This is a genomic window from Brevibacterium sp., from assembly GCF_052105255.1.
GTDB classification, from domain to species: Bacteria; Actinomycetota; Actinomycetes; order Actinomycetales; family Brevibacteriaceae; genus Brevibacterium; species Brevibacterium linens_B.
Genome location: NZ_JBQDYQ010000074.1, coordinates 1 through 11795 on the forward strand (window position 1 = coordinate 1; position 11795 = coordinate 11795).

At 66.6% G+C, this 11795-nt stretch carries 11 protein-coding genes; all 11 read right to left on the bottom strand.

Translation table 11 applies throughout. The features are described 5' to 3' along the window. Positions 1-94: 94 nt before the first annotated feature. Entirely contained in the window at positions 95-721 is a 627-nt protein-coding gene (locus tag ACTIIH_RS14590; RefSeq protein ID WP_135539373.1) for a superoxide dismutase, read from the bottom strand. 202 nt (positions 722-923) lie between these two features. Continuing rightward, the gene (locus tag ACTIIH_RS14595; RefSeq protein ID WP_441452637.1) at positions 924-2555 is read right to left on the bottom strand and encodes a thiamine pyrophosphate-binding protein; all 1632 of its coding nucleotides are present in this window, start codon (positions 2553-2555) and stop codon (positions 924-926) included. A 49-nt stretch (positions 2556-2604) separates the two neighbouring features. Then, positions 2605-3765, bottom strand: a complete 1161-nt coding sequence (locus tag ACTIIH_RS14600) for a Glu/Leu/Phe/Val dehydrogenase dimerization domain-containing protein (protein ID WP_441452638.1) — start codon at positions 3763-3765, stop codon at positions 2605-2607. A 114-nt stretch (positions 3766-3879) separates the two neighbouring features. Beyond that, complete coding sequence (locus tag ACTIIH_RS14605) at positions 3880-4485, bottom strand: TetR/AcrR family transcriptional regulator (protein WP_441452639.1); 606 nt, start codon at positions 4483-4485, stop codon at positions 3880-3882. A 76-nt stretch (positions 4486-4561) separates the two neighbouring features. Continuing rightward, positions 4562-5875, bottom strand: a complete 1314-nt coding sequence (locus ACTIIH_RS14610) for a M16 family metallopeptidase (RefSeq protein ID WP_441452640.1) — start codon at positions 5873-5875, stop codon at positions 4562-4564. A 62-nt stretch (positions 5876-5937) separates the two neighbouring features. After that, positions 5938-8160: a polyribonucleotide nucleotidyltransferase gene (locus ACTIIH_RS14615; protein ID WP_441090772.1), complete on the bottom strand. Its 2223-nt coding sequence runs from the start codon at positions 8158-8160 to the stop codon at positions 5938-5940. A 388-nt stretch (positions 8161-8548) separates the two neighbouring features. Then, positions 8549-8818, bottom strand: coding sequence for a 30S ribosomal protein S15 (gene rpsO, locus ACTIIH_RS14620; RefSeq protein WP_441452641.1), 270 nt, complete (start codon positions 8816-8818; stop codon positions 8549-8551). Positions 8819-8909: 91 nt separating this feature from the next. Further along, positions 8910-9848 (bottom strand): bifunctional riboflavin kinase/FAD synthetase, encoded by a 939-nt coding sequence (locus ACTIIH_RS14625; RefSeq protein WP_441452642.1) that lies wholly within the window; start codon positions 9846-9848, stop codon positions 8910-8912. A 101-nt stretch (positions 9849-9949) separates the two neighbouring features. Then, complete coding sequence (locus ACTIIH_RS14630) at positions 9950-10321, bottom strand: hypothetical protein (protein WP_441452643.1); 372 nt, start codon at positions 10319-10321, stop codon at positions 9950-9952. Further along, the gene (locus ACTIIH_RS14635) at positions 10311-10931 is read right to left on the bottom strand and encodes a hypothetical protein (RefSeq protein ID WP_441452644.1); all 621 of its coding nucleotides are present in this window, start codon (positions 10929-10931) and stop codon (positions 10311-10313) included. The genes ACTIIH_RS14630 and ACTIIH_RS14635 overlap by 11 nt, the downstream gene beginning before the upstream one ends. Before the next feature lie 100 nt (positions 10932-11031). After that, a partial coding sequence (locus ACTIIH_RS14640) for a tRNA pseudouridine(55) synthase TruB (RefSeq protein ID WP_441452645.1) occupies positions 11032-11795 on the bottom strand: 764 nt, incomplete at its 5' end.

Consider the following 11795-nt stretch of genomic DNA (forward strand, 5'->3'; position numbering starts at 1 on the left):
CCGGCAACTGCTTTATGCTGACCTCACAGCAGTCCAACTATTGGGGACCACTCCACGCGAGGTTGCTGAGCCGCCGTCAGGTAGCAATTGGGTCTCAGCCGAGGAGGAGGCCCTTAGTCTGAGCGACTGCACGGTCGAAACGTGCGCCAGCGTCGGCCCAGTTGACGATGTTCCACCAAGCCTTGACGTAGTCGGGCTTGACGTTCTGGTAGTCGAGGTAGAAGGCGTGCTCCCACATGTCGAGCTGCAGAACGGGGGTGCCGCCGAGCTGGATGTCGGACTGCTGATCCTTGAGCTGCTCGATGAAGAGGTTTCCGCCGAGCTGGTCGTAGACGAGGACGGCCCAGCCGGAGCCCTGGATCGTGGTGGCTGCAGTGGTGAAGTGCTCGCGGAACTTGTCGAACGAACCGAACTGGTCGTCGATGGCTGCGGCGAGTTCACCGACCGGCTTGTCTCCACCGTCCGGGGACATGTTGTTCCAGAAGATCGAGTGGTTGACGTGACCGCCCAGGTTGAATGCGAGGTCGCGCGTCAGCTTCGGCACATTGGCGAGGTTGCCGGATTCGCGGGCTTCGGCCAGCTGCTCAACGGCGGTGTTGGCGCCCTTGACGTAGGTGGCGTGGTGCTTGTCGTGGTGCAGCTCCATGATGCGAGCCGAGATGTGCGGCTCAAGAGCGGAGTAGTCGTAGGGCAGTTCCGGAAGTGTGTACTGCTCAGCCATGAGATTCCTCCTGATCAGATTTGATGACCACCACATCGGTGGCTTCATTTCGACCCTATCCCAGGGTCTCATCTCGAACAACAAGAGCCCCTCGGGTCCTATTCCAAAACACGTGAAAAGAACCGCAAACCTGGCCTCACGCGCCCGATCCGAGGATTCCACTGTCCCGGTGTCCCGAATCCTGAGACGCCGAACGGAGCTTTCACCGCGGAAGCATGGCCTCCCCTGCCCGCGATCGTTCGGTGATGTGGATGAGTGTCGGTCCCGCATTGTCGTCCGCCTCGTGAAGGGCCGCCAGCAGCGCGTCCTCACCGTCGACGTGGACCCCGCGGGCACCCATCGCCCGTGCCAGGGTCGGGAAATCCGGACCGGCGAGGACGACTCCGGAGGGTTCGTCGCCGCGGTCGGCCATTTCGTTGCGGATCTCCCCGTAGCCGCCGTTGTCGACGATGACGAGGGTGACCTGCACCTGCGCCTGGACGGCTGCCGCGAGTTCGGCGATCGTGAACATCGATCCGCCGTCGCCTTCGATCGCAATCACCCGCGCCGAGGCGGTCGCGAGCTTCGCGCCGATCCCCGCCGGCAGCCCGTATCCGAGGGTCCCGGCCCCAGCCGGGTAGAGGAACCTGTCCCCCGCCCTGGCCGACCATCCGGTCTGCACTCCGTAGTAACAGGCCATCGTCGAATCCGCCGCGACGATCACGGGCGAGTCCGCCGAGGCGGTGAAGAAGTTGAGTGCCGCGCACAGGTCCGCCCAAGGGCGCCCCGCTGCTTCGGCCGCCGAGGTGGCCGCCGCCTTCTTCTGCTCCGCCCAGTCCGCGGCCGCCCGGGTGGTCGCCTCGGACCTGCGCGACCGGAGCACATCGACCAGCTCGGTCGTCGCCGATGCCGCGTCGGCGAGGATCGGATGGGTCACCTCGGCGTTCGTGAGCATCTGGACTTCGTCGATGTCGATGCGCACGACCGTCTCCGGCAGAGGCAGCGGTTCGGGCCAGAAGTCACTCGGTGCCAGTTCGGTGCCGATGGCGATGACGGCGTCGGCGCCATCGAGCAGCTCGGGCAGAGAATCGAGGACGCCGACGGCCCCGAGGCACAGCGGTTCGCTGTCGTCGATGATGCCCTTCGCATTCGAGGACAGGATGATCCCGGCACCCAGTGTCTCAGCCAGCTCGAGGAGCGCCGGACCGGCCGATCGGGCTCCGGCACCGGCGATGATGAGCGGTCGCCGGGACTCTGCGACCGCCTCGGCGGCGGTGTCCACGGCGTGCGGATCGGCGGTCGGAAGGGGTTGAGCGATCGAGGGGTGGAGGCTGCCGGGGCCGGTGGCTTCGATGAGGTCGAGAGGGAGCTCGATGGCGGCGGGTCGGGTGCGTCCGGCGCGCATGGCCGTCAGGGTCTGTCCGACGGCCAGCGATACCTCGCCGGGGCTGGTGACGCGGTGGACCTCGGTGAGGACGGCCCGCAGTGCGGCTGCCTGGTCGCGGACTTCGTGGAGGAGTCCGTTGCCGCGGCCGGGGTGGGTCAGCGGCATCCCGGGGCAGATGAGGAGCACGGGCACCGAGTCGGTGAAGGACTGGAGCAGGGCGGTGAGTGCGTTGAGCACGGCGGGGCCCGTGGTCGTGACGACGACGTTGACCTCGCCGGTAGTCCGGGCTGCGCCGTCGGCCATGTAGCCGGCGCCCTGCTCGTGGCGCGGGGAGATGATGTCGATGCCGTGTGCGCTCAGTTGGGCGAAGATCTCGAGATTGTGGGTGCCGGGGATGCCGAAGACTCGCGTGATTCCTTCGGCTTTGAGCGCTCTGGCCAGTTGGGCGCCGCCGGTGAGTTCGACCATGGAAGTTCCTTAGCTTGAGTGGTCTCGGTTGGAGTGGTGGCGTCGGTGCTCAGTGATCGCCGGCGTGGAGCGCTGCGAGATTCGCATCGACCTTCGCCTGGGCGGCCGCCCGGGGACTGATGCCCAGGTCGCGGGCTGCGGTGAGGACTTCGGCGGTGAGCTCGCGCAGTGTCGTCGTGACGATGGAGCGGCTGTCCTCCCAGCTGCCGTCGACGTCGCCGAAGGTCACCCACCACCACCAGGCGTTCGTCGCCGAGTTCGCGAGGAAGTCCGGGATGACGGTGACGCCGCGGGCCAGCAGCGTCTCTTCGGCCGCGGGCAGGACGGGCAGGTTCGCGGCCTCGACGATGAGTGAAGCGGTGATGCGGTCGCAGTTGTCCGGGGTGATCGAGTAGCTCACGGCCGCGGGGATGAGGACACCGGCGTCGTCAGCGAGCCAGTCGTCGCGATCGCCGACTTGGTCCTCGGGGCGCAGTGCTCCGCGGTCGATACCGCCGAACTGGTCGCGGGTCGCCAGCAGCGCTTCGACGTCGAGCCCGCCAGGATTGGACACGAATCCGTCGGCGTCGGCGATGCCGACGATGCGCAGTCCTGCCTCGGCGAGGTAGCGGGCGGTGGCACCGCCCATGGAGCCGAATCCTTGGATGACGGCGGTGGATTCTCTCGGGTCGCGGCCGGCGTCGTACAGGGCCGCGATCACCGAGGTGGCCACACCGAGGCCGCCGACGAGTTCGTCTTGGGCGACGCCGTCGACGATGGCGGAGAAGGCCTTGGTCGCGCGGGCCTCGACGGCGGCCGGATCGTCGACGAGCTTGTTGACGGCGGAGAGTCCCGAGCCGAGTTCGCGGCGGGCGAGGATCTCGTCGATGTCGTCCTGGCGGACACCGAGGTCTTCGCCGAGAGCCCAGTAGGCGTGCATGATCGGGTTGATGTCGACGAGGAAGCGTTCGAGGACGTCCCTGGCTCCAGGTGCGCGGGGGTCGAAGTCGATGCCACCCTTGGCACCGCCGACGGGCACATAGCGTCGGCCCTCGCGCAGATGGATCGCTTCCTTGCGGGTCATCCCCTGGGCGAGTCCGCGCACTTCCTCGAGGTTGCAGCCTTGGCGCATGCGCAGACCTCCCGACGCGGTGCCGCGCACGAGGGTGTCGATGACGACATAGCCTGCCGCGCCGGTGACAGAGTCCTGCCAGGTGATGTCCATGAACATGGGGCCTCCAGGAGAGTCGGGAGCAGATGGCATCCAAGCCTTACTGAATCGCTATTCAGTAACGTATACGACTCAAGTCTGACGGCACGATGCCCAGCACGTCAAGGGGCGTTCTCACCCGAGTTCGCGGGTGAGGAAGTCGTCGACCCAGGTGCTCAGCGCCTCAGTGTCAACGGTCTCCGAATTGACCATCACCTGGATAGCCAGGCCGTCGAGGAAGGCGAGGATCCGGGTCGCGCCCGACGCGGTGCCGCCATCAGGTGCCGTGCACTCCCCCGCCGCGATGGCCTCGTCCATGAGGCCCACGAGGATCGACTTCCACTCCTGGTCGAGAGCGGCGAACGTCGACCGCAGAGCGTTGTCGACGAGTCCGGCCGACCAGCCGTCGATCCAGATCTTCCAGCTGCGCGAGGACCCGCGAGGCAGGTACCAGCCGACGACGTCCCGCAGTCGCTGGAGTGCGGATCCACTCCCCCTCGCCGAGGCGGCCCCGGCGGCCAGTTCCCTGGCGTGGTCGATGTCTTGGCGCCCGGCGAAGTCGAAGGCTTCGGCGACGAGGGCTTCCTTCGTCTCGAAGTGGTAGATGACGAGGCTGGCGCTCAAACCCAGACGGGCAGCGACGTCGGAGACGCGCAGCCCGCGCAGACCCGTCGCCTCGATCTCCTCGACCGTGGCCGCCAGGATCTCCTCCCGACGGACCGCTGCGTTCTTCCTCGCCATCTCGCCTGTCCCCTCTCCGTCCCTGCTGGCGGGCGTCCCGCGTCCGACGGCCGAAGCCCTGGACGCGGCAACGCGCTCAGGGCAGTTCGACCTCGGCAGCCGGTCCGACCAGAGCCAGAGCCTTGGGCCGCGACAGCAGCCGCCCGGCCATCTCGCTGACGTCCTCGGCCGTGACCGAGCGGACACGTTCGATGAGGTCCATCGGCGATTCGAGCGGCAGCCCGAAGATCTCGGACCGCGCGAGACGATTCATCCGCGCCGCAGAGGACTCGAGTCCGAGCACCATCGAGCCTGAGAGCTGGGACACGATCTCGTCGAGCTCGAACTGGCTCGGCGTCTCCTGCGCCAACCGGTCCCATTCGCTCATGGCCAGGTCGACGACGGCCTGAGCGTTCTCGGCCGTACAGCCGGCGTAGATGCCGAAGGTGCCGGTATCCGTGAATTGACTGGCCACGCAGTTCACGGCGTAGGCCAGTCCGCGCTCCTCGCGCACGCTCTGGAACAGCCGGGACGACATCCCGCCGCCGAGCATCGTCAGCATGACCGAGTAGATGAACCGGTCGTCGTGGCCTTCTTCCAGACCTTCGCAGCCGAGCATGATGCCCAGCTGTTCGATGTCCTTGACCGTATGCGACTTCCCGGAGTGGAACTCAGGACGCACCCGGGCGGCCCCACCGAGGTGCGAGCCTTTCGCCACCGAGGCGGCCCCGCCGTCCGCGTCGCCGGTGTCCACAGAGTCGGCACCGCGGGCCCGGGTTCCCGCGCCCGACCAGACATCGGCACGAGATCCGAGCCCCGCCTCGGCGAGGGCATCCTCAACCATCGCGAGGACCTCTTCATGGGTCGCACCGCCCGCGGCGGCGATGACCAGGCGGGGCGGAACGTACGTCGACTGATAGTGGTCGATGACCGTGTGGTGGCCGAGCACGCGGATCTGATCCTTCGTCGCGCCCACGGGCCGGGCCAGCGGATGCGTGCCGAAGACCAGGGAATCGAAGTCGTCGAAGAGGACGTCCCCGGGATCATCGGCGGACATGGCGAGCTCTTCGATGATGACTCCCCGCTCGCGTTCGAACTCCTCGATATCGAGCTGAGAGTTCGAGACCATGTCGACGAGCAGCCCGGTGATGTTCGGCAGGTCCGTGACCAGACACCGGGAGTAGTAGCAGGTGAGCTCCTTGGCGGTGATCGCATTCGAATCCCCGCCGGTGCGGTCGAAGGCCGCAGCGATGGACTTCGCATCCCTCGACCCGGTGCCCTTGAACAGCATGTGTTCGAGGAAATGCGTCGAGCCGGCGGTCTCGGCGGATTCGTCGCGGGACCCGGCGGCGACCCAGATCCCGATCGTCTCCGAGGCCAGACCCGGCATGTGTTCGGTGGTCAGCGTCAAACCACCGGGGAGGACAGACCGATCGATTCGGCTGCCCTCCCCGGTGTGAGAACTCTTCAGTATCAGTTGTCTGATCCCTCTTCGTCCGACTTCTCGTCTTCGTCGGTGACCGGAGCCAGCGAGAGCTTGCCGCGGTCATCGATCTTCGTGATCTCGACCTGGACCTTCTGGCCCACGCCGACGACGTCCTCGACATCCTCGACGCGCTTGCCGTCGTTGAGCTTACGCAGCTCGGAGATGTGCAGCAGGCCGTCCTTGCCCGGGGTCAGTGAGACGAATGCGCCGAAGCTCATCGTCTTGACCACGGTGCCCAGGTAGCGTTCGCCGACCTCGGGAACCTGCGGGTTAGCGATCGCGTTGATCATCGAGCGGGCGGCTTCGGCGGCCGGTCCGTCGGTGGCACCGATGAGGACGGTTCCGTCGTCTTCGATGCTGATCTCCGCGCCGGTGTCCTCCTGGATCTGGTTGATCATCTTGCCCTTGGGCCCGATGACCTCACCGATCTTGTCGACGGGGATGTTCACGGAGATGATCCGCGGTGCCGTCGGTGCCATCTCGGCCGGGGCGTCGATGGCCTCAGCGAGGACGTCGAGGATGACCATGCGTGCTTCACGGGCCTGCTTGAGTGCGGCACCGAGCACCGAGGCGGGAAGGCCGTCGAGCTTGGTGTCGAGCTGGATCGCGGTGATGAAGTCACGCGTACCGGCGACCTTGAAGTCCATATCGCCGAAGGCATCTTCGGCACCGAGGATGTCGGTCAGAGCCGCGTACGCGGTCTGCTCGCCCTGGTCGGTGGAGATGACGTCGGAGACGAGCCCCATGGCGATGCCGGCGACGGGCGCCTGCAGCGGCACACCGGCCGAGAGCATGGCCAGCGTCGAAGCGCAGACCGAACCCATCGAGGTCGAACCGTTCGAACCGAGGGCCTCGGAGACCTCGCGGATCGCGTACGGGAAGTCCTCACGCTTGGGCAGAACGGGCACCAGGGCACGCTCGGCCAGCGCTCCATGGCCGATCTCGCGGCGCTTCGGGCTGCCCACGCGGCCGGTCTCACCGACCGAATAGGGCGGGAAGTTGTAGTGGTGCATGTAGCGCTTCGAGGTCTCGGGTGAGAGCGAGTCGATCGTCTGCTCGAGCTTGAGCATGTTGAGCGTGGTGACACCCAGGATCTGGGTCTCGCCGCGTTCGAAGATGGCCGAACCGTGCACGCGCGGGATGACGTTGGTCTCGGCGGTGAGCGGACGGATGTCCTTGAGACCACGTCCGTCGATGCGGACCTGCTCGGTGAGGATGCGCTTGCGCACGACCTGCTTGGTCAGCGCGTTGAGCGCGTTCGCGATCTCCTTCTCACGGCCTGCGAAGCGCTCACCGAGCTTCTCGAAGAGCTCATCGAGGAGAGCGGCACCGGCGGCTTCGCGCTCCTGCTTGTCGGCGATTGTGAAGTTCTCGGTCTGCTTCGCCTCGGCGAGTTCCTTCACGGCCTCGTAGACGTCGTCCTCGTAGTCGCGGAAGACGGGGAATTCGACGGTCGGCTTCGCGGCACGATCGGCGAGTTCGGACTGCGCGCGGCAGAGCTCGGCGATGAACGGCTTCGCGGCTTCCAGACCTTCGGACACGACCTCCTCGGTGGGGGCCTGCGCGCCGGTCTTGACCTTGTCGATGGCGTTTTCGGTGGCTTCGGCCTCGACCATCATGATGGCGACGTCGTCACCGACCACGCGACCGGCGACGACCATGTTGAACACGGCGTCCTGAAGTTGCGAGTGGTTCGGGAACGCGACCCACTGGCCGTCGATGAGCGCGATGCGCACACCGCCGATGGGGCCGGAGAACGGCAGACCGGACAGCTGGGTCGACATCGAGGCGGCGTTGATGGCCAGGGCGTCGTAGATGTGGTCGGGGTTGACCGACATCACGGTGACGACGACCTGGACCTCGTTGCGCAGGCCCTTGACGAAGGACGGACGCAGCGGGCGGTCGATGAGGCGGCAGGTGAGGATCGCGTCGGTCGAGGGGCGTCCCTCGCGACGGAAGAACGAGCCGGGGATGCGGCCGGCGGCGTACATGCGCTCTTCGACGTCGACGGTCAGGGGGAAGAAGTCGAAGCCCTCACGGGGGTTCTTGCCGGCCGAAGTGGCCGATAACAGCATGGTGTCGTCGTCGAGGTAGGCGACGGCGGACCCGGCGGCTTGCTTGGCCAGCCGACCGGTTTCGAAGCGAATGGTGTGTTTGCCGAAGCTGCCGTTGTCGATATGGGCAACGGCGGATTCAGGGTTGAGTCCCACGTAGTCTCCTAGTTTGTGCCGGTGCGCGGCGGTCATCGCACGATCTGCAGCGCTCGAGGGTGGTCCCTCGACGCCACGTGGCAGCGCACTGCGTTGCGCAGTGCGAGACCCCGCGCCCTTCCGGCGGGATATTGGCAGTGGACGATGCATGGATCCACGCCGGTCATCGATCGGGGCCCACGGAACCGGTGCCGGCAGCCACTTGCCTCTGCAAGTCGGTGTCGGCGCGCGTTCCTCCGGAGGCCACTACCGAAGACCGAAACGTCCATGGCATGTGCGTCCACGCATGAGTCTACCGCAGAAGCACGAAAGCGCCCCACCGAGAGGTGGGACGCTTCCGAACTGTTCGACACGATCCGATCAGACGGGGCTGATCAGCAGAGTCGAATCAGCGGCGCAGGCCGAGGCGCTTGATGAGCGAACGGTAACGCTCGATGTCGACGTTCGCGAGGTACTTGAGCATGCGGCGACGCTGGCCGACGAGGAGCAGCAGGCCACGACGCGAGTGGTGGTCGTGCTTGTGATCCTTGAAGTGTTCGGTCAGGTCGATGATCCGGCGGGTCAGCAGTGCAACCTGGACCTCGGGAGAACCGGTGTCGCCCTCATGAGTTGCATATTCCTTGATGATCTCTTGCTTCACAGCGGTATCGAGAGCCATGGAGTTCTCCTTCGTGTCGTTGCGCGGCGCAGGGACCTGAAGTCACTGCCCTATGGGACCGCGGCCGGTGAAAACGGCAGAGATCAGCTTATCAGGTGTGCAGGACTTCGCGCACATCGGCGATGTCCTCATGCATCTGCACGATAAGGTCGTCCATCCCGGTGAACGCGACCTGACCGCGGATGCGGGAGACGAATTCGAGAGTCATCTCACGGTCGTAGACGTCGAATTCTCCGAATTCCTTGTCGAGCACGTATGCCTCGACCCGTCGGACCTGCCCCTGGAAGGTCGGGTTCGTGCCCACGGAGATCGCTGCCGGGTACGCTTGGTCCTCACCGTTAAACGTCGCCCATCCGGCATAGACGCCGTCAGCGGGGACGAGCCCGTCGGGATTCGGCGAGAGGTTCGCCGTCGGGAATCCGAGATCGCGTCCGCGGGCATCACCGTGGACGACGGTGCCGTGAAGTGCGTGGTAGCGGCCGAGCTGATCGGCCACCTCGGCGACATCACCGGCGGTGAGCTGTTCCCGGATCCGGGAGGACGAATACCGGCCCCCGCGCCCGACCTCGTCGATCGTCTCGGTCCGAAAGCCGAATTTCTCGCCGAGGCTGCGCAGGGTCTCGATCGTGCCTTCGTTGTCACGCCCGAAGCGGACGTCGTCGCCGACGACGACGATCTTCGCGTGCAGGGCCTCGACGAAATATCTGCGCACGAACTCCTCGGCCGACTGGGCGGCGAAGTCGAGGTCGTAGGGCTGGATGAGGAGGCCGTCGATTCCGGTGGCGGCGATGAGCTCGGCGCGCTGCCGGGTCGAGGTGATCATCACGGTCGGGTCATCGGGGCGGTGGACCGTGCGCGGGTGCGGGTCGAAGGTCATCGCGATCGAGCGCAGGCCATCCTGCCTGGCCAGGGCGGCGACGGCGGCAAGGACCGTCTGGTGTCCGCGGTGCACGCCGTCGAAGTTGCCGAGAGTGACGACGGTGCCGACAGCGTCGACCTCGACCTCACCGAGTCCGTGATACAGCTCCACCAGACATTCGCTCCTTCCGTGCACCGATTCAGATTATCGCAGACATCTTCCGCTTCCTAACCCGGACCTCGCCGAGGCGGGGAAGACCCGGAAGACCCCGGTCAGGCCACGATCGCCCGGCCGATGACGCCGAGGAGGGACGCCAGGGCAATGGAGACGAAGGTGCCGATGATGAACCGCTCCCCCGCGGCCGCCGAGGATTTGATCTCCGCGAAGCGACCGAGTCCTTTGACCGCGATGACCACGGCCATGAGCTCGGGCCGTCCGAGCACGATGGCTCCGGCGATGAGTGCACGCTCGACGATGCCGATCCACAGTCCGCCGCGCAGGACTTCGACATCCTCGGCCCCGGTCCGTTCGGGTTTGGTTCCCGGGCCCGCATGGGTCAGGCGAAGGAGGAGCGGCACGAGCGGCCAGCCGATGAACGCCGCGACGACGGCGGCGGCGATGGCGACAAGCACCTCAGTCCACATGTGCGGCTCCTTCCGACAGGCCTCGTTGGAGGCGGTCGAGGTGATGCCGAGCCAGGTGTTCGGCGCCGGAGACGATGTCGGCAGGACCGGCCGACAGCACGCGGGAGACGGCCTGCTGGGAGACGTCGAACTCCGCGGCGATCTCGGCCTGAGTCGCCTCGGGGTGGTCGAGGCGGAAACCGACGTAGCCGCGGGAGTGGCTGCGCAGCTCGCTCAGCGTGCTGATGAGAAGGCGCAGGGCCGCCTCCGCCAGGCCGCGATGGTCACTGCCCGGGTCGGCGCTCACGACGAGGTGGGCAGGTGCGGACTTCGCCGCTTCGACCGCTTGACGCGCGGCGTAGAAGGCCGCTCCCCTGCCCTCGGTGGTGGTCTCGGGCAGGGGCCGTTCGACCTCGCCGATTCCGATCCCGATATGCCAGCCCGCGTCGATGCCGATCCGGCGGACCGCCTCGGCGACGGCATCAGGGTCGTCGAGAACCCCTTGGACCTCGTCACCGATGGTGCGGGCGAAGGGGACGATCGCCTCGATCGGCGCCAGCGCCTCGAGGATTCGGGGCACCGCGTCGGCGTGTGAGCGCGAGTCCTGCTGGTCGATGGTCAAGACGAACATAGGACAAGTAGATCAGATGGCGCCGAGGGATACAAGTATTTTGTTTGTATTTACCAGACACAACCCTTTGTGTTGTGACAGTGAAGTGGCCAGGTCCCGTTCAGACGAGGTCGATCGCGAAGGCGGTCAGTGACTTCAGACCGCCGCTGCGACGCACTTCGGCGACGGAGACGAGCGCATCGTCGCAGACGACGGCCACTTCGCGATTCTCTGAGCCGCGGGCGTCAGCGGCGGGGTCGGCACTATCGGCGGCGGGGTCGGCATGCCAGTCGCCAGCCGGAACAGTTTTACCCTGCATGAGCTCCCTTGCCCGGCCGGCATCGACGGTGACAACCGGCAACAGGGTGCGGGCCGCCTCGGCGAGGGAGATGAGAGCAGGCGCGGGAACGTCGAGGTCCTCGGGCAGGGTCACGGCCTGGTCGATGTGGAAATCACCGACGCGCGTCCGCCTGAGCGCGGTGAGGTGGCCGAAGACCCCGAGGTCGGTGCCGATATCGCGGGCCAGGGCGCGCACATACGTCCCGGACGAACAGTCGACTTCGACATCGATGTCGATGTGCCCGTCCCCGGCGGCGAAGCGGAGGTCGATGACCTGGAACTCCGAGACCTCGACACGACGGGCCTTGAGTTCGACGTCCTCTCCGGCGCGGACGCGAGCGTAGGAGCGCTTGCCGTCGACCTTGACCGCCGAGACGGCACTGGGCACCTGATCGATGGGGCCGCGCAGCCTGGCCACGGCGGCTTCGATGGCCGCAGTGTCGACACGGGCGAGGACGGCCGGGTCGGCGAAGCGATCGGGCTCGGAGTCCGCATCATCGGTCGGGGTCGACGACCCCAGACGGATGGTGGCGAAATAGGTCTTCG

Bases quoted from the DNA above. Each gene is read 5' to 3' on its own strand.
- ACTIIH_RS14590 (WP_135539373.1), bottom strand. From the start codon at position 721: ATGGCTGAGCAGTACACACTTCCGGAACTGCCCTACGACTACTCCGCT.
- ACTIIH_RS14595 (WP_441452637.1), bottom strand. From the start codon at position 2,555: ATGGTCGAACTCACCGGCGGCGCCCAACTGGCCAGAGCGCTCAAAGCC.
- ACTIIH_RS14600 (WP_441452638.1), bottom strand. From the start codon at position 3,765: ATGTTCATGGACATCACCTGGCAGGACTCTGTCACCGGCGCGGCAGGC.
- ACTIIH_RS14605 (WP_441452639.1), bottom strand. From the start codon at position 4,485: ATGGCGAGGAAGAACGCAGCGGTCCGTCGGGAGGAGATCCTGGCGGCC.
- rpsO (WP_441452641.1), bottom strand. From the start codon at position 8,818: ATGGCTCTCGATACCGCTGTGAAGCAAGAGATCATCAAGGAATATGCA.
- ACTIIH_RS14630 (WP_441452643.1), bottom strand. From the start codon at position 10,321: ATGTGGACTGAGGTGCTTGTCGCCATCGCCGCCGCCGTCGTCGCGGCG.
- ACTIIH_RS14635 (WP_441452644.1), bottom strand. From the start codon at position 10,931: ATGTTCGTCTTGACCATCGACCAGCAGGACTCGCGCTCACACGCCGAC.